Genomic DNA, 23399 nt, shown 5'->3' with positions numbered 1-23399 from the left:
GTTATGTTAGCGTTGTTTTTAGCTCCTGTTTATTTGATATTATGCTGGTATATATGGAAACGGTGGACACATTGGCTAAAGCATTGTCATTTGCTGTTTGATAAACCACTGGTCAAGGGAATCATAGGAGTTGTTTATTTGTTTGTAATTACTTCTTTACTAACTTCTATGTTGTTTCCACAAAACTTTTTCCATAAATTTTTAAAGGTAATTAGCAATTATTGGCTAGGTATTCTTTTATACATTCTACTAATTTTATTTATTGTGGATTTTCTTCGTATAGTTTTAAAAAAGATTTCTTTTTCTCGCAAAGAATTCTTATTTTCCAGAAAGGGCTGTGTTTTTGTTGGAACACTTTGTCTTTGTATTCTTGTGCTTATAAGCGGTATTGGTGTATACAATGCCAGTGTGATAAAAACAACCGATTATGAAGTAAATGTAAATAAAACGGTTGAGAATCGAAAAGATTTACGCATTGTACTTGTTGCAGATATGCATTTAGGCTATAATATTGGAAATTTGCATATGAAACAAATGGTTGAAAAAATAAACAAAGAGAAACCAGATTTGGTCGTGGTTGCAGGAGATATTTTTGATAATGAATATGCAGCAGTATACCAGCCAGAGGAAATCGCAAAAACGTTAAGAAATATAAAAAGTACATATGGAGTTTATGCCTGCTATGGGAATCATGATGTAGAAGAAAAAATACTGGCAGGATTTACTTTTGATGATGATAAACATAAAGAAAGCAGTAAAGAAATGGATGATTTCTTAAAAAAAGCTGGAATTAAATTATTAAAAGATGAGGGTGTACTAATTGATAATTCTTTTTATGTGTATGGACGACCAGATGCTTATAAAAGAGGAAATACGAAAAAGCAAAGAAAATCACCGATGGAAATTACAAAAAACATGGATAGGGAAAAGCCGATTATCATGATTGACCATCAGCCGAAAGAATTGCAGGAAATGGCGGATGCTGGTGTAGATTTGGATTTAAGCGGGCATACGCATGATGGACAGTTATTTCCTGGGAATTTATTTGTAAAACTAATGTGGGAAAATTCTTATGGTTATTTGCAGAAAGGTACAATGCACAACATTGTAACATCTGGAGTTGGGCTTTTTGGACCAAATATGCGAGTTGGAACGAAGAGTGAAATATGCAGTATTTTGGTGCATTTTAATGAAAAATAAGATTATTTAAGTAAAAGACATTATAGAGTTGATTTCTGTAATGTCTTTTATTTTTCGCTTACATGAAAAAAAACAGCAGATTTCTCTGCTGCTCAGACCGTTGACAAAGTCGCTCTTTGAGCAGACTTTGTCATTCGGTCTTTTTTTTATCCCCACTTTTGTATAAAAAACAGGTGATTTTAAGCTATCATTTACCAAAAATCACCTAGTAAAAGGAATCTTTCTACCACTTTTTTTAAATTGGTTTTATATATTTTCAAAATATATAGTTTGTCAACAACCTGAACAGCAGATTTCTCTGCTGCTTATTACATGTTTTTTACTGCGTCAGCGATTTTTTCACCAAGTTCTTCTAATGCATTCAAATCATCATGGCTTGGTGTGAAGTTTACTGTAACACTTTCATCAACTACAGGAGCAAAACCTGCTTTTTCTAAACGAGCATTGATTTCCTTTGTGACTACATTAGCCCATCCATAAGAACCAAATCCTAAAGCTTTCTTTCCTTTGATTTTACAGCTTGCCAGTTTTTCAAGGAAACTTGCCATGCCTGGAGCCATGCAGTTATTATAATTTCCACTTCCGGCAAGAACTGCTTTTGCATCCAGTATTTCTTTCATAATTAGAGATGTAGAAGTTTCTGAATTTTTAAATACTTTAACTTCAACACCGCTTCTTCCAATTCCTTCTGCCAATGCTTCTGCCATCATCTGTGTGTGTTTCCATACACTTTCATAAACGATTACCACTTTATCTTTTGAAGAGAAATTTGCGAATTGTTTATATGCTTCCAGCAATTCTGAAATATAACTTCTCCAAATAACACCATGTGCTGGAGCAATCATATCAAATTCAAGATTCATATCTAAAATTTGTTTTAATTTATTATTTACCTGCAATCCATATGGCATAACGATATTTGCATAATAATCTTTCGCTTTGTCCAGACATGTTTCTAAACTATGTTCATCATCAAATAACTTGTAGCTGGCAATATGCTGACCAAATGCATCGTTTGAAAATGCAATCTTAGATTCTGGAAGATAGGTTAACATATTATCTGGCCAGTGAATCATAGGCATTTCCACAAATGTTAATGTATTCTTTCCGATAGATAATGTATCACCGGTTTTAACTTTATTATATGCATATTCTTTAAAATACTGTTCCAGCATGTGTTTTACACCGGCATTGCTGGCATAAGGAACAGCGTTAGGATATTTCTGCATCGTTTTTAAGAAACCGCTGGAATGATCAGGTTCCGCATGCTGAACAATAATATTGTCAACAGGACGATCTCCAATAACAGATTGAATACGTTCCAGCATAATATCTAAAAATTCTTCTTCAACAGTATCAATTAATGTAACTTGCTCATCTACGATTAGATATGCATTATATGTAGTCCCATCTTCAATAGGGAATAATTCTCCATGAAATTTTCGGCAGTTAAAATCATGTACACCTACCCAATATATATTTTCTTTGATTTGTATAGCCTTTTTCATTTTCGTTCACCTCTTATCTATTATATAATGGAAAGAAGTGCTCTGTCTATTCATATGCTCATTTATGTTACAAAAATTACGCATTTGCACTTTTTAACGGAATATATGTACAAATTGAAAAATGAAAGTGTTTCCGGATTTACAAAGAGGGTGAGAAGAGTATAATAAATATAGAGATATTCAATAGGAGGTTGCATATGATTATTCAAAGTAAAAGAGTTTGGGTGTGTGGACATTTTATGGAAGCACAGCTTGAAATGGAAGATGGAAAAATTAAAAATATTTTTTCATATGGTACAAAAGAAGTAGATAAAGATTATGGGGATCGTCGAATCGTTCCAGGATTTATTGATGTACATACACATGGTGCATATGGTTTTGATACAAATGATGCTGAACCAGAAGGACTTCGTAACTGGATGAAGCATATTCCTGAAGAAGGTGTTACTTCTATCTGTCCTACTACAATTACACAAACAGAGGAAGTATTGACAAAAGCTGTCGCTAATGTTGCGAAAGTTGTAGAAGAAGGATATGAAGGTGCAGAAATCGTAGGTATTCATTTTGAAGGACCTTATTTAGATATGGAATATAAAGGTGCTCAGCCAGAACAGTGCATCGTAAAACCAGATGTAGAACAGTTCAAACGCTATCAAAAAGCAGCAAATGGATTGATTAAAGTTATTACGATGGCAACAGAGCAGGATGATGATTTCAAATTAACAAAATATTGCGTAGAAAATGGTATTCGTGTAAGCATGGGACATTCTGCTGCTACTTTTGAACAGGCTGCAATGGGAATTGCACATGGGGCAACAGGAATGACACATATTTTTAATGGTATGACTGCATTCCATCATCGTAAACCAGGTCTTGTAGGTGCTGCAATGCGTTTCCGCGATGTATTTGGAGAAGTCATCTGTGATGGAAACCATTCTACACCAGAAGCCTTAAATGATTTGTTTATGGCAAAAGGACGTGATTATACGATCATGGTAACAGATGCCTTGATGGTAAAAGGACTTCCTGTAGGTACAAAGGTATTGTTTGGTGGAAATGAAATTGAACTTTATCCAGATGGAAGTGCACATTTGACAACAACAAAAGGATTGGCTGGTTCTACATTAAAAGTAAACCAGGGATTAAAAGTATTGGTAGAAAAAGCAATGATTCCATGGGATTATGCAATTAACTCTTGTACAATTAATCCTGCACGTTATTTAGGAATTGATGATCGTAAAGGAAAATTAGTTGCAGGATATGATGCAGACGTTGTTGTATTAAATGATGATTATTCTGTTGAAATGACTTATGTAAAAGGAAAAGAAGCATTTTAAAATTATGTATTTGATGGATATTTGAGAAAATATCCATCTTTTTTAGGCTTTGTAAAATTACGTGTGGTAAAACTAACAAAGGACAATAAAATAACTTGTGGGCATCAGTACCCCAAAGATGTTTATTGAAAACAAGATGTAAAGGATGAGAGAGCTGATCAGCTCTCTCGTTTTTAATATCAGAATGGAAGAATATTTTTGTTTTTTTCTTTTTCCAAAAGAAGTTTCAATCGTAGATTTTCTACTTCCAGCTCCAGCATCATAAGGCGCTGCTTTTTAATGTAAAGTTCTCTTTTGAGCCATCTTTCTTTACGTTGGTAATAAATTTTATTGTTCATTTTCATTTTCTCCTTCCTTAGGGTATAAGTGATAAGTGGTATCTTTATTCAGTACATAAAGCACTCTGTTTCGGAATCGTTTCCAATTGGTATATCCATTGGAATTGTGCTTGATACATTTGATCGTCCTGTTTCTGTTTTCTATGATCCCGCTGTTTATCTTTCTTCCATGTTCATTCGTGACGATAAAAGAATTTATTATTTCAGTCTTCCATCTGGTCATCGTATTCGCAAAGGATGATATTTCAGGTACTTTACAATCCCTGAAAGCACTGATCAGTTCATTGATATCTTTTCTTGCATTATCAAGATCACTGTTCTTATAGAAATATATCATCCTGTCTTTCAGATTCATGGCTTCTTCAAGTTCAGGGTTATACAAACACATATAATGCAGGATATCGTTATAGTTATAGTATCCCTGAAGTACTTTATTATATTTCTTTTCTCTATTTGGATCTGTATATGCAGGATCGTTTGTGAAGAGAAGCCAGTTGAATTTTTTATAAAGGTAATACTGTTTACGCATTCTTTCAGCTTTTTCTATCGAAGCTGCATCTGCATTTTTCAGATCCATGAGCTTATAGTTCTTTAACTGATTCATCGTACGCAGACGCACCTTGTCTACTCTTCTGTTCAGTTCCTGGATGAGATGGAATTTATCCGCAGCTATGGCAGCATTGGGGAACATCATCTTTGCGACGATCCTGTAGGTTTCCCATAAATCAATAGATACGGCCTTTACAGCACATCTTTCTTCTCGGGGAATGAAAGAAAAGTAATTGATGAGTTCGGACTTTTTCCTGCCTGGAAGAAGATCGATGACATTTTGGGAGTTGAAATCCAGAAGGACACATACATAGGAACTGTTTTCAGATTTGAAACTGTAGACTTCGTCGATATTCAGATATTCAGGAAGTTTTCTTCTGGATATCTGGACATGCCTGTCAAAGATGGACATGGCAGAAGTAGAGGATATATGATTTCTCTGTGCAACGCTTTTAAATGTATCGGCAGGGTTTTTCAGATCTCGAAGGACATTATATACGGTCAATAAAGAGATCTTCATTCCCTTGAAAGTAAAAGGATTGTCCTCATAGAAAGTCTTATTACATGCAGGGCAGATATAGCGTCTGGCCTGGTAATCGATATAGCAGGCTTCCGTATTCAGCATGGAATGTGTTATGCGTTTATGTACATAGCTTTTTACCTTGGAAGTGGGAAAGCCGCAGACAGGACATGAAGTAGTCTTTGGGGTAAGCTTGATCCTTACATGAACACCATCATCCTGATGATTTACCTGGAAAGAATCTATCTGTTCTTTCTGGAGATGAAAGAGATGAAGGATATAGTCGTCACTGATGGACGCAGAAGTAGTATCGTTTTTCATAAAAATCAAAAGAAAACATCAAGAACTGAAAATACAATGGATGTTTTCATCAACCTCCAGTCTATAATGATCATTACAGTGTCATTATGAAGGCAAAATGGAAGGCAGGAAAGGAATCCTATGTGGGAATGAAAAGAAAGCCGCGCAACTGAGCAAAATTTCTATGAAATCTATGAATATGAAAGACGAAAAAATCAGTAATTGAAGGGAAATAGGAAATATTCAGTAAAAAGGAATGATATCGATGAAAGATGGAGTAAAAGTAAACTGGATCAAGAAAAAGGTTAGAATGATCTTTATCAGTATCGTGATCGAGAATGATTTCTATTACATCAGAAGCCAGGAGTCTGGTGTAAGGAATTAAAGAAACAGGAAGGATGGCGTGAGTCTTGTGACAGTGAGGACAAATAATCCTGCATATCTTTAAGGTAATAATACCATCATGTGTAAGCAAAGATCTTTTATAATAAGCATGAAAATGAAATCCAAGATGAGAACAGCCTGGACATTTGATGGAAGAAAGTTCGATCTTAGAAATATAGTCATCATAAGATTTTTGAGATATGTACTTGAGAGAAAAGTTATTAAATGTTATCATAAGGATGCCTGCTTTGGGTAAGTAAGAACCTAGGTCGCTAAACTTTGTGGTTCTTACTTTTTTTTATATATTGATTTAAAGATATGATAACATAAATGATGATCGAAATAATGAGGAAATATCAGAAAAGGTACCCCAAAGATGATGAGAGCATGAAAAAAGCTGCAGTCACTAAGACCACAGCATAAAGTGTTGTCCTTTCAAACACCACGTAATTTTAGATTACCCTTTTTTACATTTTATCAATTGATAATTGTATGAAAAGCTGGAAGAGTGACTGGTTTTATGATGCTTATATAAAAATTTGCAGTTTGTTATTTTTACTTTTTATACAAAGTAAGACATGATATAATGGAAAGCGAAACAGAGGAGTGTTTATGGAACAAATAAAAGCATTATTTTTTGATGTAGATTCTACATTGTATACGCATCGTGTACATGATCTTCCTGCATCGACAAAAGATCTTTTGATAAAAGCAAAGAAAAAAGGATACAAAGTTGGGTTTGCGACAAGCAGATGTCGCTATGAAACAAAACATCTGCCTTCTTTTTTTAGAGAATATCCTTTTGATGTGAAGATTTATGATGGAGGATCTTTAATTATAGAAGATGATAAAATTATTCAAAAATTTGGAATTGATTCACCTGCAGTAGAAAAACTGATTGCCTACTGTCATAAAGAAAAAATTCCTGTTCGCTATTCTACATATGACAAGGATTGTCTTGCGGAAAGCTGTGATGCATCTGTATTTGATAAATTTTTTAAACTGTATTTAAATTATCCGCTTGTAAAAGCATATGAGCAGGAGGAAGTTTTCAATATGCTGGCATATCCTGATAAAGCGTATCAGGTTGAACAGTTAAAACAATTGATGCAGGACTGTTATATTGTGGAACATAGTGCAAACGTTTTAGAATTTACTGCGAAAGCATGTGATAAAGGGACAACAGTTGCTTATATATGTGAAAAATGGGGAATCTCATTGGATGATATTGTATGTTTTGGAGATGGAGCCAATGATGTAGGTATGTTAACAGAAGCAGGACTAGGCATTGCGATGGGAAATGGAAATGAAAAAGCAAAGCAGGCTGCAGATCGCGTATGTGCGCATATTGATGAAGATGGCTTGTACAACATATGTGAAGAATTAAAAATAATATAGAAGGAGTTGAAAATTATGAAACTTGAAAATGAACGTTATATTGTTACCTTTGTAGAAAAAGGTGGCGAAATTCAAAGTTTTACAGACAAAGAAACAGGTATTCAGTATATGTGGCAGGGAGATGAAGCTTATTGGAGTGGAAAAAATCCTTCTTTATTTCCAATGGTAGGAAATACCTATACAAATGATTATACAATCGATGGAAAGTCTTATGCGATGAAAAATCATGGCTTGATTCGTTATGCTACATTAACATGCAGACAAGATGATGGAAAACAGGTTGTAATGGAATTAAACAGCAATGAGGATACAAAAAAACAGTATCCATTTGATTTTCATTATGAAATTGCTTATGAATTAAAGGATAATAAACTAACGATTACTTACTGCATTACAAACACTGGAGATAAAGAAATGCCATTTAGTTTTGGACTTCATCCTGGATTTAATTGCCCTTTATGTGAGGAAGAGCGTTTTGAAGATTACACAATGCGTTTTTCAAATCCGGAAAAGATGCAGCAGCTAGTATTTGATGTGGAGAAAAAAGAACCATATAAACTGGAAAATGTAGAACTTCAGGAGATTCCATGTGATTATGAAACATTTGATCACTATAAAACATTGATATATAAAGGAACAAAAAGTGCTTATTTAACTTTGGAAGGTAAAAAAGGACATGGTGTTAAAATATCAATTGCAGGATATCCGTATGTAGCACTATGGACAGCTAAGAAAGATGCACCATTTGTTTGTTTAGAGCCATGGTATGGACATGCAGATTTCTCAGAAGTAAAAGAAGATTTTTATCATCGTGAAGGAACTATGATCTTATCTCCTCAAAAAACATTTACTACAGCTTATACGATAGAAGTATTTTAATGTATGGAAGGTGTCAGACACCTTCTTTTTATATAAGATAATGGATGTGGAAAAGAAAGGTAAGAAAGCAATTTCAGTAAGCATCTTTTATATGTTTCTCTTTACAAAATGAAACAAAAAATGAAAGTATATTTAAACCCTTGATAAATATTTTCATAAACAGTATAATAGGAATGACACAATAGAAAGTGATGTGTAAAAATGAAAACATGGGAAGACGTTTATTCAGAAGCTAGAAAAAAATGTAAAATTTGTCGCTGCTGCCCTGTATGCAATGGTTTGGCATGCAGAGGGGAAACCCCAGGTCCTGGAGGAAAAGGCAGTGGGGAATCTTTTGTTAGAAATGCAAAGATGTTGAAAGAAATCTTTATTACGATGGATACAATAACAGGAAATGAAGAAATTTCTACGAATGCAGATTTTTTTGGACATCCCGTATCTTTACCGGTATATGCAGCACCAATTAGTGGAATCAAGCAAAATTATGGGGCAGATTTAGATGATTTAACTTATACAGAGGAGCTTGTTGCTGGATGTCTGGAAGCAGGTACCTTGGCTTTTACGGGGGATGGAATGCATGATGAAATGTTTACAGGACCTACTGGTATTGTAAAAAAACATAATGGATATGGTATTCCAACGGTGAAACCATGGGAGAAGGAAGCTATGCAGTGGCGTTTACAGATGGCACAGGAGGCAAATGCTTTAGCAATCGCTTCTGATATTGATGCCAGTGGATTAACGAATTTAAGAAAAAGTGTAACGCCGGTAGGTTTTAAAACAGTGGAAGATTTGAAAGAAATTACATCCAATTGTTCATTGCCTTTTATCTTAAAAGGAATCATGAGTGTGAAAGGTGCTTTAAAAGCATTGGAAGCAGGTGCAGATGGTATTATTGTTTCCAATCATGGAGGAAGAGTACTGGATGATTCTTTAGCTGGTATTGAAGTTTTGGAAGAAATTGTAAAAGCTGTGGATGGACGTATGAAAATATTTGTAGATGGGGCAATCCGTACTGGAAATGATGTGTTTAAAGCATTGGCTTTAGGTGCAGATGGTGTATTGATTGGAAGACCTGTATCGCATGCTGTAATTGGCGGAGGCAGAGAAGGTATTCGTATTTATATGGAAAAGATTGCTCTGGAATTAAAAGAGGCTATGGCAATGTCTGGATGTAAAACAATTAAGGACATTACAAGAGATAAGATTACAGTAAAATTCTAAAGGAGGGTACTTATGAGCGCATATGAAAACAATGCTTTTTTCTGGCAGAAATTAGACACACTATATTTATCAAGCAAATTGGTAGTTGATAGACCACGTAATACATGTCATTACAAATACAGCAATCTGATTTATCCAGTAGATTATGGTTACTTGTGTGATACAACAGGTTCTGATCAGGCTCCTATTGATGTATTTAAAGGAAGTGAAAAATCAAATCTGGTACAATCTGTTGTTGTCAGTGCAGACATTTTAAAAAAAGATTGTGAAGTAAAACTGCTGATTGGATGCAGTGAAGAGGAAGAACTTGAAATTTTGGAATTTTTAAATCAAACAGAATTTCAAAAAGCTGTTTTGATTCGAAGAGGAAGTGAAGTCCCTTATTGGGCAAGCAATGATTAAGCTGATAAATGTCAGCTTTTTTTCATTTCTATTGTTATTTGGGCATACATTGAAACAGGAGGTTTTTTATGTTGAAAAAATGGTTTTGTTGTATGTTTGCTTTTTTATGTCTTTTTGGATGTGATAAAATGGGAAGTTTTGAAAAAGGAAATCTGAATGTAGAAAAAGTTATATATAATATAAATAAACAGATTACAGATAAAACATTAGAAATGGAATTGTTAAATGAAATTCCATGGGAAGATACGAAAATAGAAGAAGAATATGGATTTGTGGTAGCACATGCGAAAGAGGCATATGTATTTTCAAGTGTAGTAAAGCCACAACTTGGTGAAATTGCCTTTTTTCAGGCAGATGATACTGTATTAGATGAAGTAAAAAATGCAATTTCATATCGAAAAGAAAATATACTCAATACATGGAAAAATACAATACCTGGTTTAGAAAAGCGTATAAATGCTTCATGGGAAGGGAAAATAGGACAATATTATTGTTTTGTTCTTGGTACAGATACAGAAAAGGTGGTAAACTATCTTCGTAGCCTGAAATAATCCTATAGGAGGCAAGTTATGAAAAAACTCGTATATCTGTATCGTGAATTTACCTCGTTTGAAGGAAGCTTATTTAAGTATTCCCTTGCATTTTCTTTATTACTGGCATTAGCTCCTTCAGTTTTAATCGTGGCTTTACTGTTTAAATATGCATATCTTTCTGAAGATATATTATTAAATTTTATCTTGCATTTTATACCTGATAATAATACGGAAATGATCGATCAGATTTTCTCTTTTTTCACAGATAAAGATTATAATATTACTTCTTTTATCATTACGATGTGTGTATCGTTTTATCTAGCCAGCAAAAGTATTTTTTCCTTTCTGCTAATTAGTGCTTCTCATGAACATGTGGAAGTTCCAAAATGGTCAATACGTATAAAATCTGTTATTATTTTTGTGTTGATGGCATTTTTATTTATTGCCTGTGCTTATATCGCGACTAATTTTTTTGATTTTTTACCGTTTATTTTTTCTGGTATTATGCTGCTGGTCTTTTATTTTATGTATCGAACTTTAAGTTTTCGAAAGCGTGACTGGTCATTTGGTTTGGCAGGTGCTATGTTTTCTACCATTGGGGTATTGCTTTTGGCAACTTTATTTGTAATGATCGTTACAAAATTTACATCATATCAGGATGTTTATGGTCCTTTAGCATCTTTGGTAACTTTATTGTTGGCAATCTATTTAATATCGTGTATTATTTACTTTGGCTTTTGTTTAAATTTAGTAATTGAAGATGAATATGGATATGAACAGCATCTTCCTTTAAAACATGGAAGATTTTATGATTTAGCAATTCATATATCACATAAAATCAGTAAACTGATAGAAAGAAAATAGAGGAAAGCATTATGAAAGTGGAAATTAAAAAAGTTGGAATCAATGGAGAAGGAATAGGATATATTGATCATCTTCCTGTTTTTGTACCCAAAGCAATGATTGGAGAAATTGTTGATATTAAGATTACAGAAAAAAATAAACGCTATGCGCGCGGGGAAGTATTAAAGATTGTATCAAAAAATAAAGATCGTATGCAGCCTAAATGTCATTTGCAGCATGTATGCGGCGGCTGTTCTCTAATGCATGTACGTTATCCAAAGCAACTGGAATATAAAAGAGAGATTTTAAAACAGTCACTTATTAAATATGCTCAGGTAGATCCTAGAAGAATCAGCAATGTTTTACCAAGTGAAGATATTTTTGCCTATCGTAATCAGTTTAAAATGCCTTGTGGTGTTGATGAAGGGTATTTAGAAAGTGGAATGTTTTTACCAAATACGAATTATTTCCTGGGAATAAAAAAATGTATCATTCATGATAAAGGGTTAGAAGAAATCCGTAGAGAGATTATGAAAGTTTTAAATAATGCACATATGGAAGCATATTCTCATAAGACAAAAAAAGGATTAAGAAATTTAATTGTACGTGGCTTTGATGGAAAATATCAATGTACCTTGGTAACAGGAGAAAATGAAATTGGTGCATCTTTAATACAGAAACTGATGCAGATCAAGGGCATGTACAGTTTATGGCAAAGTGTACATACGACAAAGAAAACAACAGAAGTGTTTGGAAAAAAAGTTGTCTTGCTTGCAGGAGAAAAATATCTTCCTTTACAGCTTGAAGATATACAGCTGCAGATTTCACCACGTTCTTTTTTCCAGTTGAATACGAAACAGGCTATACAGTTGTATCGTAATATAGCAGCTATGATTCCTGCTAAGTGCAATCTGCTGGTAGAAGCTTACAGTGGAATTGGTGGAATTTCTATGTATTTAAAAGATAAGGCTAAAGAAATTATTGGAATTGAAAGCATTAAAGATGCAGTTGTGAATGCAAATCAGAATGCAAAGAAAAATGGATGTGAAGATGTTTCTTTCCTATGTGCAGATGCAGCTGATAAACTTATATATCTTTCTAAGAAAAGAAATATTGATGTGCTGGTAGTGGATCCTCCAAGAAGTGGCTTGGATGATGCAATGCTGGATTGTATTTTAAGAAGTAAAATTAAGAACATTGTTTATGTATCTTGTAATCCAGCAACACTAGGAAAGAATTTAGCTGTTTTACAAAACCGATATCGTGTAGAACGTATTCAGCCAATAGATATGTTTCCAAATACATCTCATATCGAAAGCATTTGTCTTTTAGTTAGAAAATAAAAGTATATAGTTGAAACACTCTTGAATTAAGTTTTTTCAAAGTTTTAAAATTTGCCTTATTTGATGATATATGATGTTTAGCCTGATTTTTAAAAGTCAGGTTTTTTCTTATGTCTAAACTAAATCTAAAGTGTTTCGATCATATGTGCTTGTGGAAGCAGCATAAGAAGAAAAGAGGGATGTGGTAAATAAGGATTTTTATTGTTCCTATTGAAACGGTTTATTATTTGTTATTTGAAATAATGTATTCATGTAAAAAAAGAAATGCTTTCAAAGCATAGGAATCAATTAAATTTAAGTATTTTACTTTGTCTGTATTGCAACCTAAAATAATTTTAGAAAGGGTGATTAGTAAAATGACAAAAGAAGCAGGCAAATGATATCAGATTCCTAACTCGATTTTAGTTGATATTCATTTTAAAGAACATCAGTTAGCACGTATGGATTATTTAATGTATTGTATTCAAACAGAAAAAAGGAATGTAAGTAATATGAGAAAAAATATTGGATCAGTGTTGGCATTGTATCCCACACCTGTTTGTGTAGCAGGTACGAAAGTAGATGGCAAAACAAATTGGCTATTGGTTGCCCATGTTGGTATATTAGGCCATGATCGTTTATTGATTAGTTGTGCAAAGGCACATTATACAAACAAAGGAATAAAAGAAAGCCGTGTGGTATCTGTGAATTTAATTGATGAACAATTGTTAAGTAAAGCCAATTATGTAGGATCAGTTAGTGGCAAAACTGTTGATAAATCAAATGTTTTTGATGAAGAAATTGGGGAAACAGGGGTTCCAATGATCAAGGATTCCCCATTAACAATGGAGTGTATTGTGGAAAACAATTATGAAACAGAAGACTTTGATAATTTCATTCTTTTAATAAAAAATACGTTTGTTAAGGAAGAATGTTTGGATGAACAAGGAAAAATTAATTATGATAAGTTAAAACCGGTATTATTTGAAATGCCGACGTATCAATATTTATCGACTGGTGAAGTACTTGGTAAATGTTTAAAACTTGAGAAATAGGTAACATTGTTTAAATATACAAAAGACAGATGAAATACGATGTATGTATATTGTTAAATTGGATCAATAAATGAAAATGAGGTGATTTCATGAAAAAAATCTTTCTTTTCGTGATGGCATGTATATGTTTATTGTCATTTACTGTATATGCTTCAGAAAATGAGGAAACGGAAAATATCAACAAACAAGCACAAATCGTTGATTTTGTTGAACCTGTACAAGAGGATCAAACAGAAACGTATGAGAATGTATATGTTGATGTGAAAATGAATGGCGATGGATATTACAGTTTTATGAGTAATGTGAGGCTTGACTATGTTAATGGAGAGATTGGTTCTTTGAATCTTGATGAGCCAATATTATTATCTTTTGCCATATCATCCAAATATGGGAAAGAAGCATGGCTGTTTGATAAAAATGAGGGAGAAGCCTTGTTACGAAAACTCAATGAAATCAATCAAGAATTAAAGAAGCAGGGGAATCAAAGTTTATCAAGTAAAGTTGAAAAAATAATTTCTGAGTTGAAAAACAAAGGGCCTATTGCAGGTTCAAGTACATAAAAGCAGTATTGGAAGGGGTTTGATAATGAAAAAATCATTTTCAATTTTAATGGCTTTCATTTCGATTTTGTATCCAGATAAATGGTCTAGAGGAAAATGGATCTTAAAAGAGGAAGAAAGTAAGAAAATTATTAAAAAAGCATTAGATTTGGGAATTAATTTTTTTGATACTGCGGATGTATATTTTTTAGGTGAAAGTGAATGTATTTTAGGAAAAGCGATAAAAGAGTATGCAGATCGAGAAGAAGTTGTGATTGCTACAAAAGTTTTTTTCCAGTAGAAGAAAAGAAAAATGGAATGGGATTATCACGCAAACATATTTTTCAAGCTGTAGAACAGTCATTAAAGCGTTTGGATACAGATTATATTGATTTACTTGTTATTCACCGCTGGGATTATGATACCCCTATTGAAGAGACGATGAGGGCATTAAATGATTTGGTAAAGTCTGGTAAAGTTCTTTATATTGGTGCTTCTGCGATGTATGCGTGGCAATTTCAGAAAGCACAGAATATTGCGGAAAGAAATGGCAGGACAAAATTTATTTCTATGCAAAATCACTATAATCTTTTATATCGTGAAGATGAACATGAACTTCTTCCATACTGTAAAGATGCAAACATTCAGTTGACGCCTTATTCACCCCTTGGCTGCGGGCAGATTAACAAGGGATTGGCAGGGGGATACGCTTCGCTTTAAAACAGATAAAGAATCGATTGTTAAATATGATGGAAATGAACAGGTGGATCATCTTATTGTTGATTGTGTGGCTGCACTGGCTAAAGAAAAAAAATGTAACTAGAACACAGATTGCCCTTGCATGGCCGCTTCATCAGCCACAGGTGGCAGCACCGATTATAGGGGCAACAAAAATAACACATCTAGAAGAAGCAATACAGGCTTTTGATGTGGAATTAACAAAGGAAGATTTAAAGTTCTTGGAAGAAGAATATACGCCTCATAAAGTTGTTGGTGCACTGTGAAGAAGCTGGAATTTATCCGGCTTTTTTTCATGCCTAAAGTGTATAAATGTACATGTTTAAGGAGTATTAGACATCTTTTTTAGAGTGTTTTATTATTTGTTTGTACAGAAAGTAAAGGAGTGATGAGATGCAAAAAAGACAATTATTACATATTGCATTGTCTGTATTGATCATAAGTGTATGGGGAGTCCTTATGGTTCTATTTGCCAGTTACTTTACGAATAAGGAAGTGGATAAGGCTAAGTCGAATCCTGAGAAAGTGAGTGTATCGGATCATATGAAATTGTTAGATTCTGGAACCTTTCCAATGGGAAGTCCTGAAACAGAAAGGCAAAGGGAAGAGAATGAAGTTCTTCATGAAGTAAAAATTGATTCGTTTTATATAAGTCCTTTGGAAGTTACGCAAAAAGAGTATGAAGAATTGATGGGTAAAAATCCAAGTGAATTTCATGGAGAAGATCTTCCCATTGAAAATGTATCCTGGTTTGATGCCGTAGAGTATTGTAACAAGCTGAGTGAGAAAAATGGCTTGACTCCAGTATATCGTGTAAATGGAAAAGAAGTTGAGTGGGATCAAAATGCCAATGGTTATCGCTTGCCAACAGAAGCAGAATGGGAATATGCATGTCGTGCGAATACGACTACACCCTTTAATACAGAAACTTCTATTAGTGATTAGGAATCAAATTATTATGGGCATTATCCATATTTGATTGAAGAAAATTATTTTTCACAAGGCAATTTAGATACAGAACCAGGACAGTATAGAGAAACGAGTGTTTCTGTTGGAAGTTTTCAGCCCAATGCCTGGGGATTATATGACATGCATGGAAATGTTGGTGAATGGTGCTGGGATTTTTATGGAGCATACGATCAAAAAAATATAGAAAATCCAACTGGTCCAGCAACTGGAAATGCTAGAATCGTTCGCGGAGGCGGGTGGAATGATTATGCAAAACACTTGAGAAGTGCTTATCGCTCTAGTAAAGATCCCAATACTTCCGCTAGCAACGTAGGATTTCGTTTAGCAAGAAATGCAGCTTCTACTACAGAAAAATCAATTATCGTAAATGATATTGAAGCGGTTGATAAGCATGATATTCGTGGAGATAAAACACTGATTGTGTATTTTTCATGGGGAGGAAATACGGAAGGTATTGCAGAACAAATTCAGGAAAAAACAGGTGCAGATATGTTTGAACTTACATTGGTAAATCCTTATTCATCGGATTACAATACCGTTCTTGATGAAGCACAAAGAGATATGAATGCCAATGCCAGACCAGAATTAAAGAACTATGTGGAGGATATATCAAAATATGATGCGATTCTTATTGGATATCCAAACTGGTGGGCAACGATTCCGATGCCAGTTGCTTCGTTTTTAGAAGAATACGATTTGTCTAATAAACGAATTGTTCCATTCTGTTCGCATGGAGGCGGAAGATTGGGGCAAAGTGTAAATGATATTCGTAAGCTGGCACCAAATAGTGTAATTGGAGAAGCACTAAGCGTTCATTACTCTGGAGATAGTGGCTTATCCGATGATATTTCACAATGGTTAGCTCAAAATCATATTTTAGAACAGTAAATGTTATGGAGGGATGAAATATGTTGAAAAAATTATGTGTGTTTTTAATTGCTGGTGTGATGATGGTTTCACTGGCAGCCTGTTCATCAAATAATGATGAACAAAGTGGGCAAGAAAAAGAAGCTGTGGTAAAACAAGAAGAAAAGAAAGAAGAAACAACGGCAGAAAATCAAGATTCCGCAAAATCTTTAGTTGTTTATTTTTCCTATAGTGGAAATACAGAAAAAGTAGCACAATTGATTGCGCAGGGAACAAACAGTGATATATTTGAAATTGTTCCAGAAAAAGCATATCCAGAGGATTATGATGAATGTGTAGATTTAGCTAGTGAGGAAAAAGCAGCAAATGTTCGACCTGCCATAAAAAACGATGTAGAAAATATTGATCAGTACGACACGATTTATGTGGGCTATCCTTGCTGGTGGGGAACATCCCCTATGGTTATCTTTACCTTCCTAGAAAGTCATGATTTCAGTGGAAAAACGATAATTCCATTTACTACGCATGGAGGAAGTGGCTTTGGAAGCAGTATTTCTGATATTTCCAATGTTGTCAAAGGGGCTACTGTTAATGAAGATGGTTTATCAATTCAGGATTCAAATGTAGATAACTGTGAAGGAATTGTTAGTGACTGGTTAGAATCATTAAAGTAAGAAAAGAATAGTAAAATTAGAATCTATTATACTCTAGAGTAAAGAGAATATAATTAGATTCTTTTTTCAGTATAAAATATTTTGAGTTACAAAAATAAGCAATGTATAATATAAATGTAGTACAGATAAAATATAAAATCTGCTTATCGTTATGATTCTCAATGCCTATTTCCTTAAATGAAACTTGTCTATTATCAAGTTTTCTGAATTGATGTATCGCTTTAAACATAGATAGGATATTTTTAATGTAATGGGTAGTATATGTAAAAATTGGAGGTGTACTATGGAAATACGAGTTTTAAAATATTTTCTGACAGTTGTAAGGGAAGAAAGTATCACAAAGGCATCCGAAGTTCTTCATATCACACAGCCGACATTAAGCCGTCAGTTAGCGCAGATGGAAGAAGAATTGGGTGTTAAGTTGATTGATCGTGGTACCAGAAAAATCAGATTAACAAACGAGGGTATGCTGCTACGTAGGCGTGCAGAAGAAATCATACAGCTTGTGGATAAAACAGAACAGGAACTTTTGGGACAAAATGAACAAGTTGAAGGTAAAATAACCATTGGTTGCGGAGAAATTGCAGCAGTTCAGATACTATCGGATTTGATTAAGTCTTTTACAGAAAAATATCCTCGTGTTACTTTTGATTTTTTCACAGCTACTGCAGATTTTGTCAAGGAACAGATGGATAAAGGACTTATTGATATAGGTCTTCTGCTAGAGCCGATTGATATTGAAAAATATGAGTTTGTTCGTTTAAATACAAAAGAACGCTGGGTCGTGTTGATGCCGCCGAGTGATCCTCTTGCTGAAAAAGAACATATTAGCGCAAAAGAATTATCGAAGCTGCCTTTGATATTGCCTCGTCGTTTACAGGTACAAAGTGAATTGGCAAGCTGGTTTGGAGATTATTACAAGAATCTTCATGTTGTATTCACAAGTAATTTAAATACAAATGGAGCAATTATGGTAGAAAAAGGATTGGCATATTCTGTTGTAATTGATGGCATGTTATCCTTATGGGATCAATCTAAAATTACATACCGACCTTTATATCCTGTACTTACGGCAACCAGTGTTTTTGCATGGAAAAGAGGGAAGCCATTTAGTTTGGCAACAACAAAATTTATAGAGCATGCAAAATGCTTTCTAGGTATGGGAAATACATAAAAATTAAGCATTTGTTATACGGTTAACATTCATTTAAAATGTAAGTGAAACCAGTGGTAATACACTTTAAGTTTTGCTTACATTTTTATTTAATTCTATCCTTATAAGATTATTTTTGAAGATATGAGAGTAAGCATGCTGGCGTTGTTAGGAGGAAGTAATATGAAGAAATTTTTATTATCAGCTTTAATAATCAGTATGATATGTACATTGGCTTCCTGTACAAAGGATAATAGTAATCGTAAAAGTGAAAACTATGCAGATAGTTCCCAAGAAAAAACAGCCGGACTTCCTATTGAAAAAAATCGCATTTTAATTGCTTATTTTTCAAGGTATGGCAATACGGATTATCCAGATGATGTGGATGCATCTACTTCGGCTAGTGTTGTAATTGATAAAGAACGTTATGGAACAACTGAGTATATGGCACGTATGATCCAGAAAACAGTTGGAGGAGAACTGTTTCCTATTCGAACTGTAACACCATATACAGATGATTTTGATGAACTTAGAGATGTTAACCATAATGAAATGGAAAATAACAAGCTGCCAGAACTTCAGAAAAGTAACTTGGATATATCTAACTACGATACGATTTTTATTGGATATCCAGTATGGGCAACCGATGTACCACAGGCTGTGGTTTCATTTTAAAAAAAATATGACTTATCCGATAAAACCGTAATACCATTTTGTACTCATGATGGTTATGGTGCAGGAAATAGCTATAATAGTATTCGTGTAGAAAGTTCTGCGAAAAATATGCTTGAAGCTTTGGCAATTGAAGCAAAGGATATTAAAGATTCCTCCACTGTTATAGAAAATTGGTTAAACTCTATTGGTATGCTTTCAAAAAAAACAGATGAGGGTGAAACAGAAATTGCGATTCAAATAGGTAATATTACTCTTGATGGAGTGCTTTATAATACTGCATTGGCTAATGAAATCAAGCAGTATTTCCCATTCACAATTTCTATGACAAAATATGCAGGCAGAGAATTTTATGGCGGAGTAGATTTCTATCCTGAAAGCCTGGAAGGCGGACAAAAAACTTTTGAGAATGGAGATATTACTTACTGTGAAGATCATCACAACATGGCAATTTTTTATGCACAGACAGATAATCCAAATCTTTCCGTTAATGTGATTCCTATTGGAAAAGTGATATCTGATTTATCTGTTTTTGAAAATCTTGATAACAGAGAAGAAATTACGTTTTCCTTGAAACATAAATAAGGTGGTATGATGAAACAAAAAATTATAATAATTGCTTTCTTTGTGTCTATTCTAACAATACTTTATGTTTATTACAGTAAAAATAGTGCTATAGCAGATCGTCAATTACCGATAGATAAAACTGAAAAAGAAATTGTTCAATCAAAGACAGGGAATCTTGCAGGTATGAATGGCAAGGTATTAATTGCCTATTTTTCATGGGCAGATAACACTGTTTTTAATCAAAACATGGATGTATTATCTTCAGCAAGTTCTACAATTCCAGGAAACACAGCAGTGATGGCACAGTTAATAAATTCACAAATAGGAGGAGAACTATATCCAATCAAGGTTAAAGAAGCGTATCCGTATGATTATGATAAATGTCTTGATCGTGCTGCAAATGAAAAAATAGATAGAGTACGTCCGGAATTACTAAATACAATTAATAATTTCGATGATTACGATATAATTTTTCTTGGCTTTCCAAATTGGTGTTATACAGCTCCAATGGCAGTATTCTCTTTCATCGAACAATATGACTTTAGTAACAAAACAGTGATTCCATTTTGTTCTCATGGAACAGGAGGAGTGGCAGGCAGTGTAAAAGACATTATTGCTGATCTTCCTTCAACAACAGAAGTATTACCTGCTATTGACATTAATCGAGATGATATGGGCAATGCTGAAACTGTAATCAGTGCATGGCTTGATTCTATCGGATTTCAAAATAAAGAAAGTTCCAGTGGCAAAAATTCCTGATATATATAAATTTGATTGGCAGAAAAGTGTGAAAAAAGCGATCGTAGCGATGAATAAGGTTAACTTGTTGATGATTGCCATATTTGAACTGTGTATACTGGAAGTGGTACTTGCGCTACATAAAATGAATTGACAAGTGAAGAAATGAAACTGTTATCATCAAGCTTTTTACTTAAATTAAAGATGGATGTTTATGTATAGAGATAAAACATTTCTTTTGTAATCACAAAGTTTATTTTGTTTTGTGGTATGCCTTTAAAGTATAGATTTTGATAGGAAAAGGGTATTAGATTTAAACCAATAAATCAATTAAAATGAGAATGTAGAACAAAGTATCTGCATTCTTTATTTTTTGTAGGAGGTATCCATATGAATAGAAAAGTGCAGTTAAGATTGCTGATTGATTTTTTGATGATACTTTGCAGTTTGTTTGTGATGGGGTATCAATATACAGAAGTATTCCTGCATGAGTGGTTAGGTGTATGCTTTTTTGTGTTATTTCTTCTTCATAATATCTTAAATATTTCTTGGTATAAGGTAATCTGGAAAACGAAATGGACAAAAACAAAAATACTTTCTGTAACAATAAATATATTGTTGCTTATTGCATTTTTGACAGCAGTTTTAAGCGGGATATTAATGTCAAACTATGCCTTTCCATTTTTGAACATACATTTCGCAGCTCTCACAAGAAAACTGCATTTAACATCGACGGCCTGGTGTTTTGTGTTTATGAGTTTGCATCTTGGAATGCATTGGGAAAGTATATTTCAAATGTTTAAAAGAAAGATTTCGAAAGGTAAGTTTGCAGATTTCTTGGTGACGTTTTCTCAGACATTAGGGTATATGCTTGTTTTGTATGGGGTATATGTGTTTTTTGAAAGAAAACTATGGAATGAACTGTTCTTACTGGTTGAATTTGTCTTTTTGAACTATCAGGAATTCCTATTTGTATATATGATCAAGCAGATTGCAATGATGAGTTTATTTACCTGGATTGGTTTAATGTTAAAAAAATTAGTGAAATAATTGGAGGCAATGATATGAAAAAGGTAATTGGCAGTTTTATGATGTTCTTGTTATTGGTGTGTGGATGTTCTGCTCAAAAGGAAACAACACCAGATAAAAAAGAATCTAAAAAAGCAGAGGTGAAAGAAGAAGTGAAAGAAAAAAATGAAGAAATGAAACCAGAAGAAAAGACAGAAAGCAATCGAATTCGTCTAAAAGTTGGAGATCAGGAAATATATGCAACATTACTTGATAATCCAACTGCAGATAGTTTAAAAGCTATGTTGCCTGTAACGATGACATTTGAAGACTTTAACAATACCGAAAAGATTGCATATCCAAAAACACCTTTTACATTAGAAGGAACAAAGAAGGGGGCTGCACCGGCAGAAGGAGATATCCTGGTATATGCACCATGGGGAAATTTGTCTATTTTTTATCATGAATATAATTATACAGATGATCTTTTGGCGATTGGACATATCGATGAAGGACTTGATATCTTAACATCACAAACAGAGGATTTTAAAGTTACAATAGAGCTTTCAGAATAAGAATATAGCATGGAAGAAAACAATTATATTTAGAAAGCAAAGGATTTGTTGATGGATAATAAGACATGTGCTTGCTTAATAAAGTATAGTAATGTCTTGTTTGATTTCATCTATGTAACATTCTTTAAGATACTTGTAATAAAAGAGGAGGAGGGGTTCATATGAAATCAATCTATTATATTATGCTGGTGTTTTTGATTTCTATTAGTAATTTTTTATCTAATCAAAATGTGACGGAAAAAGCATTAAATAGTAATTTTGTATTAGAGGAAAAGATGTCGCAGAATGAATTAACAAAAATTTCTGGAGTTCCTTTGATCCAGCAGTATCCTCTTCTTCCTAATGGCTGTGAAGCAGTTAGTGCTGCTATGATCTTGCAATATTATGGCTTTGATATAACAGCACAGGAATTTGTTGATGAATATCTTTTTATGCAGCCTTTATATTATGAAAATAATATTTTATGTGGACCAGATCCATCACACGCATATGCAGGAAATCCTTATACAGTGACAGATGGTTTAGGTTGCTATGCACTTGTTATTGTACAAGGATTAAAAGATGCGAGTGATAGTACTTGGAACGTAGAAGATATAAGTGGAACAGCATTGAGTGATCTTGAAGTTTGGCTGGAAAAGGACATTCCTGTTATTTTGTGGGCTACATTGGATATGAAGGACATAGAATATTATATTTCTTTATATAGTAATGGACAATATTTCGAATATCCTGCACAGGAACATTGCCTGGTTTTGGTTGGAATGGATGATACACATTGTTATTTCAATGATCCCTTATATGAAAAAGAAATTTCTTACGATAGAAAACAAGTAGAGAAATGTTATGAATCTTTGCATAGACAAGCAGTTGTAATGTATCACAAGGTTTCCTAAAAAGAAGATATACAAATCTTAATTTGATAAGATGACCTGCTGGTATTCAATAGACAGCGAATCGTATTCTTCTGTTACTTCAAATTGTTATGTATACATTCAATTAGATAATGAAGAGAACTTAGTATATAACAAATAATCATGAAGAAATGTATGAATGAAAGGAATTTTCTTTATAAAATATGAGTTTTTTTAAATATTTTATAAAAAAGAA

27 protein-coding genes and 1 pseudogene are annotated in these 23399 nt (G+C 33.5%); 24 read left to right on the top strand and 4 right to left on the bottom strand.

The window, feature by feature from the left end:
- Positions 1-3: 3 nt before the first annotated feature.
- Entirely contained in the window at positions 4-1200 is a 1197-nt protein-coding gene (locus A9CBEGH2_RS06895; protein WP_118362140.1) for a metallophosphoesterase, read from the top strand.
- Positions 1201-1508: 308 nt separating this feature from the next.
- Here A9CBEGH2_RS06895 and A9CBEGH2_RS06890 read toward each other — a convergent pair whose 3' ends face one another.
- Complete coding sequence (locus A9CBEGH2_RS06890) at positions 1509-2708, bottom strand: FprA family A-type flavoprotein (protein WP_118277328.1); 1200 nt, start codon at positions 2706-2708, stop codon at positions 1509-1511.
- Positions 2709-2905: 197 nt separating this feature from the next.
- Between A9CBEGH2_RS06890 and nagA the strand changes: the two genes are divergently transcribed.
- Positions 2906-4045 carry an N-acetylglucosamine-6-phosphate deacetylase gene (gene nagA / locus A9CBEGH2_RS06885; protein WP_118277327.1) on the top strand — a complete coding sequence of 380 codons (1140 nt, stop codon included), beginning with the start codon at positions 2906-2908 and terminating at the stop codon, positions 4043-4045.
- A gap of 179 nt (positions 4046-4224) precedes the next feature.
- On the opposite strand, the gene A9CBEGH2_RS06880 is transcribed toward nagA, so the two are convergent.
- The 3 genes from A9CBEGH2_RS06880 to A9CBEGH2_RS12685 form a co-directional block, all read right to left on the bottom strand.
- Positions 4225-4383: a hypothetical protein gene (locus tag A9CBEGH2_RS06880; RefSeq protein ID WP_157964912.1), complete on the bottom strand. Its 159-nt coding sequence runs from the start codon at positions 4381-4383 to the stop codon at positions 4225-4227.
- Positions 4373-5773 carry an ISL3 family transposase gene (locus A9CBEGH2_RS06875; RefSeq protein WP_174766936.1) on the bottom strand — a complete coding sequence of 467 codons (1401 nt, stop codon included), beginning with the start codon at positions 5771-5773 and terminating at the stop codon, positions 4373-4375. The genes A9CBEGH2_RS06880 and A9CBEGH2_RS06875 overlap by 11 nt, the downstream gene beginning before the upstream one ends.
- 118 nt (positions 5774-5891) lie before the next feature.
- The gene (locus tag A9CBEGH2_RS12685) at positions 5892-6371 is read right to left on the bottom strand and encodes a DUF6431 domain-containing protein (protein ID WP_353511644.1); all 480 of its coding nucleotides are present in this window, start codon (positions 6369-6371) and stop codon (positions 5892-5894) included.
- 377 nt (positions 6372-6748) lie between these two features.
- Here A9CBEGH2_RS12685 and A9CBEGH2_RS06870 point away from each other — a divergent pair, with 377 nt between their 5' ends.
- The 22 genes and pseudogenes from A9CBEGH2_RS06870 to A9CBEGH2_RS06785 all read left to right on the top strand — a co-directional run bounded on the left by A9CBEGH2_RS06870 (position 6749) and on the right by A9CBEGH2_RS06785 (position 23185).
- Positions 6749-7534 carry a Cof-type HAD-IIB family hydrolase gene (locus A9CBEGH2_RS06870; protein ID WP_163104463.1) on the top strand — a complete coding sequence of 262 codons (786 nt, stop codon included), beginning with the start codon at positions 6749-6751 and terminating at the stop codon, positions 7532-7534.
- Positions 7535-7549: 15 nt separating this feature from the next.
- Positions 7550-8413, top strand: a complete 864-nt coding sequence (locus A9CBEGH2_RS06865; protein WP_163051755.1) for an aldose 1-epimerase family protein — start codon at positions 7550-7552, stop codon at positions 8411-8413.
- A 201-nt stretch (positions 8414-8614) separates the two neighbouring features.
- On the top strand, positions 8615-9637 hold the full coding sequence (locus tag A9CBEGH2_RS06860) for an alpha-hydroxy-acid oxidizing protein (RefSeq protein ID WP_115715489.1): 1023 nt from the start codon (positions 8615-8617) through the stop codon (positions 9635-9637).
- Between the two features lie 12 nt (positions 9638-9649).
- On the top strand, positions 9650-10039 hold the full coding sequence (locus A9CBEGH2_RS06855) for an Inorganic pyrophosphatase (RefSeq protein WP_115715488.1): 390 nt from the start codon (positions 9650-9652) through the stop codon (positions 10037-10039).
- A 68-nt stretch (positions 10040-10107) separates the two neighbouring features.
- On the top strand, positions 10108-10590 hold the full coding sequence (locus A9CBEGH2_RS06850; RefSeq protein ID WP_118277324.1) for a DUF4358 domain-containing protein: 483 nt from the start codon (positions 10108-10110) through the stop codon (positions 10588-10590).
- Positions 10591-10608: 18 nt separating this feature from the next.
- Positions 10609-11436 carry a YihY/virulence factor BrkB family protein gene (locus A9CBEGH2_RS06845; RefSeq protein ID WP_115715486.1) on the top strand — a complete coding sequence of 276 codons (828 nt, stop codon included), beginning with the start codon at positions 10609-10611 and terminating at the stop codon, positions 11434-11436.
- An 11-nt stretch (positions 11437-11447) separates the two neighbouring features.
- A complete protein-coding gene (rlmD, locus tag A9CBEGH2_RS06840; protein ID WP_115715485.1) occupies positions 11448-12758 on the top strand; it encodes a 23S rRNA (uracil(1939)-C(5))-methyltransferase RlmD in 1311 nt (436 codons plus the stop codon).
- 491 nt (positions 12759-13249) lie between these two features.
- On the top strand, positions 13250-13792 hold the full coding sequence (locus A9CBEGH2_RS06835) for a flavin reductase family protein (protein WP_197739421.1): 543 nt from the start codon (positions 13250-13252) through the stop codon (positions 13790-13792).
- Between the two features lie 89 nt (positions 13793-13881).
- Positions 13882-14352, top strand: a complete 471-nt coding sequence (locus tag A9CBEGH2_RS06830) for a hypothetical protein (protein ID WP_115715483.1) — start codon at positions 13882-13884, stop codon at positions 14350-14352.
- Between the two features lie 25 nt (positions 14353-14377).
- Positions 14378-14632, top strand: coding sequence for an aldo/keto reductase (locus A9CBEGH2_RS12590; RefSeq protein ID WP_269473670.1), 255 nt, complete (start codon positions 14378-14380; stop codon positions 14630-14632).
- Between the two features lie 17 nt (positions 14633-14649).
- Positions 14650-15051 (top strand): aldo/keto reductase, encoded by a 402-nt coding sequence (locus A9CBEGH2_RS12585; protein ID WP_269473669.1) that lies wholly within the window; start codon positions 14650-14652, stop codon positions 15049-15051.
- A 26-nt stretch (positions 15052-15077) separates the two neighbouring features.
- Complete coding sequence (locus A9CBEGH2_RS12580) at positions 15078-15335, top strand: aldo/keto reductase (RefSeq protein WP_197739420.1); 258 nt, start codon at positions 15078-15080, stop codon at positions 15333-15335.
- A 127-nt stretch (positions 15336-15462) separates the two neighbouring features.
- Positions 15463-16308 (top strand): annotated as a pseudogene (locus A9CBEGH2_RS12510) (formylglycine-generating enzyme family protein); the annotation flags it as partial.
- 150 nt (positions 16309-16458) lie between these two features.
- Positions 16459-16926, top strand: a complete 468-nt coding sequence (locus A9CBEGH2_RS12505; RefSeq protein ID WP_232057330.1) for a flavodoxin — start codon at positions 16459-16461, stop codon at positions 16924-16926.
- 20 nt (positions 16927-16946) lie between these two features.
- Positions 16947-17579: a flavodoxin gene (locus tag A9CBEGH2_RS06815; RefSeq protein WP_115715482.1), complete on the top strand. Its 633-nt coding sequence runs from the start codon at positions 16947-16949 to the stop codon at positions 17577-17579.
- A gap of 283 nt (positions 17580-17862) precedes the next feature.
- Positions 17863-18753 (top strand): LysR family transcriptional regulator, encoded by an 891-nt coding sequence (locus A9CBEGH2_RS06810; protein ID WP_115715481.1) that lies wholly within the window; start codon positions 17863-17865, stop codon positions 18751-18753.
- 162 nt (positions 18754-18915) lie between these two features.
- The gene (locus A9CBEGH2_RS06805; RefSeq protein WP_178085859.1) at positions 18916-19407 is read left to right on the top strand and encodes a flavodoxin; all 492 of its coding nucleotides are present in this window, start codon (positions 18916-18918) and stop codon (positions 19405-19407) included.
- 108 nt (positions 19408-19515) lie between these two features.
- Positions 19516-19989, top strand: coding sequence for a cyclophilin-like fold protein (locus A9CBEGH2_RS12380; RefSeq protein ID WP_178085858.1), 474 nt, complete (start codon positions 19516-19518; stop codon positions 19987-19989).
- Between the two features lie 9 nt (positions 19990-19998).
- Positions 19999-20730 carry a flavodoxin gene (locus tag A9CBEGH2_RS06800; RefSeq protein ID WP_157964955.1) on the top strand — a complete coding sequence of 244 codons (732 nt, stop codon included), beginning with the start codon at positions 19999-20001 and terminating at the stop codon, positions 20728-20730.
- A 369-nt stretch (positions 20731-21099) separates the two neighbouring features.
- A complete protein-coding gene (locus A9CBEGH2_RS06795) occupies positions 21100-21759 on the top strand; it encodes a DUF4405 domain-containing protein (RefSeq protein ID WP_118276939.1) in 660 nt (219 codons plus the stop codon).
- Between the two features lie 14 nt (positions 21760-21773).
- The gene (locus A9CBEGH2_RS06790; RefSeq protein ID WP_118276938.1) at positions 21774-22292 is read left to right on the top strand and encodes a cyclophilin-like fold protein; all 519 of its coding nucleotides are present in this window, start codon (positions 21774-21776) and stop codon (positions 22290-22292) included.
- A gap of 161 nt (positions 22293-22453) precedes the next feature.
- A complete protein-coding gene (locus A9CBEGH2_RS06785; protein ID WP_118276937.1) occupies positions 22454-23185 on the top strand; it encodes a C39 family peptidase in 732 nt (243 codons plus the stop codon).
- Positions 23186-23399 lie beyond the last annotated feature (214 nt).

Source organism: Amedibacterium intestinale (assembly GCF_010537335.1).
Lineage (GTDB): Bacteria > Bacillota_I > Bacilli_A > Erysipelotrichales > Erysipelotrichaceae > Amedibacterium > Amedibacterium intestinale.
Note: the sequence above shows the minus strand (reverse complement) of the source record. Positions and strands in the feature narration are given on the sequence as shown.

What these genes read in the sequence shown, in the direction of transcription:
- A9CBEGH2_RS06865 (WP_163051755.1), top strand. Translation starts at nt 7,550, where the DNA reads ATGAAACTTGAAAATGAACGTTATATTGTTACCTTTGTAGAAAAAGGT.
- A9CBEGH2_RS06890 (WP_118277328.1), bottom strand. Translation starts at nt 2,708, where the DNA reads ATGAAAAAGGCTATACAAATCAAAGAAAATATATATTGGGTAGGTGTA.
- A9CBEGH2_RS06785 (WP_118276937.1), top strand. Translation starts at nt 22,454, where the DNA reads ATGAAATCAATCTATTATATTATGCTGGTGTTTTTGATTTCTATTAGT.
- A9CBEGH2_RS06790 (WP_118276938.1), top strand. Translation starts at nt 21,774, where the DNA reads ATGAAAAAGGTAATTGGCAGTTTTATGATGTTCTTGTTATTGGTGTGT.
- rlmD (WP_115715485.1), top strand. Translation starts at nt 11,448, where the DNA reads ATGAAAGTGGAAATTAAAAAAGTTGGAATCAATGGAGAAGGAATAGGA.
- A9CBEGH2_RS06895 (WP_118362140.1), top strand. Translation starts at nt 4, where the DNA reads ATGTTAGCGTTGTTTTTAGCTCCTGTTTATTTGATATTATGCTGGTAT.
- A9CBEGH2_RS06860 (WP_115715489.1), top strand. Translation starts at nt 8,615, where the DNA reads ATGAAAACATGGGAAGACGTTTATTCAGAAGCTAGAAAAAAATGTAAA.
- A9CBEGH2_RS12590 (WP_269473670.1), top strand. Translation starts at nt 14,378, where the DNA reads ATGAAAAAATCATTTTCAATTTTAATGGCTTTCATTTCGATTTTGTAT.
- A9CBEGH2_RS06845 (WP_115715486.1), top strand. Translation starts at nt 10,609, where the DNA reads ATGAAAAAACTCGTATATCTGTATCGTGAATTTACCTCGTTTGAAGGA.
- A9CBEGH2_RS06815 (WP_115715482.1), top strand. Translation starts at nt 16,947, where the DNA reads ATGTTGAAAAAATTATGTGTGTTTTTAATTGCTGGTGTGATGATGGTT.
- nagA (WP_118277327.1), top strand. Translation starts at nt 2,906, where the DNA reads ATGATTATTCAAAGTAAAAGAGTTTGGGTGTGTGGACATTTTATGGAA.
- A9CBEGH2_RS12585 (WP_269473669.1), top strand. Translation starts at nt 14,650, where the DNA reads ATGGGATTATCACGCAAACATATTTTTCAAGCTGTAGAACAGTCATTA.
- A9CBEGH2_RS06880 (WP_157964912.1), bottom strand. Translation starts at nt 4,383, where the DNA reads ATGAACAATAAAATTTATTACCAACGTAAAGAAAGATGGCTCAAAAGA.
- A9CBEGH2_RS06810 (WP_115715481.1), top strand. Translation starts at nt 17,863, where the DNA reads ATGGAAATACGAGTTTTAAAATATTTTCTGACAGTTGTAAGGGAAGAA.
- A9CBEGH2_RS06805 (WP_178085859.1), top strand. Translation starts at nt 18,916, where the DNA reads ATGAAGAAATTTTTATTATCAGCTTTAATAATCAGTATGATATGTACA.
- A9CBEGH2_RS12685 (WP_353511644.1), bottom strand. Translation starts at nt 6,371, where the DNA reads ATGATAACATTTAATAACTTTTCTCTCAAGTACATATCTCAAAAATCT.
- A9CBEGH2_RS06870 (WP_163104463.1), top strand. Translation starts at nt 6,749, where the DNA reads ATGGAACAAATAAAAGCATTATTTTTTGATGTAGATTCTACATTGTAT.
- A9CBEGH2_RS12580 (WP_197739420.1), top strand. Translation starts at nt 15,078, where the DNA reads ATGATGGAAATGAACAGGTGGATCATCTTATTGTTGATTGTGTGGCTG.
- A9CBEGH2_RS06875 (WP_174766936.1), bottom strand. Translation starts at nt 5,773, where the DNA reads ATGAAAAACGATACTACTTCTGCGTCCATCAGTGACGACTATATCCTT.
- A9CBEGH2_RS06795 (WP_118276939.1), top strand. Translation starts at nt 21,100, where the DNA reads ATGAATAGAAAAGTGCAGTTAAGATTGCTGATTGATTTTTTGATGATA.
- A9CBEGH2_RS06855 (WP_115715488.1), top strand. Translation starts at nt 9,650, where the DNA reads ATGAGCGCATATGAAAACAATGCTTTTTTCTGGCAGAAATTAGACACA.
- A9CBEGH2_RS06850 (WP_118277324.1), top strand. Translation starts at nt 10,108, where the DNA reads ATGTTGAAAAAATGGTTTTGTTGTATGTTTGCTTTTTTATGTCTTTTT.
- A9CBEGH2_RS06800 (WP_157964955.1), top strand. Translation starts at nt 19,999, where the DNA reads ATGAAACAAAAAATTATAATAATTGCTTTCTTTGTGTCTATTCTAACA.
- A9CBEGH2_RS06835 (WP_197739421.1), top strand. Translation starts at nt 13,250, where the DNA reads ATGAGAAAAAATATTGGATCAGTGTTGGCATTGTATCCCACACCTGTT.
- A9CBEGH2_RS06830 (WP_115715483.1), top strand. Translation starts at nt 13,882, where the DNA reads ATGAAAAAAATCTTTCTTTTCGTGATGGCATGTATATGTTTATTGTCA.
- A9CBEGH2_RS12380 (WP_178085858.1), top strand. Translation starts at nt 19,516, where the DNA reads ATGCTTGAAGCTTTGGCAATTGAAGCAAAGGATATTAAAGATTCCTCC.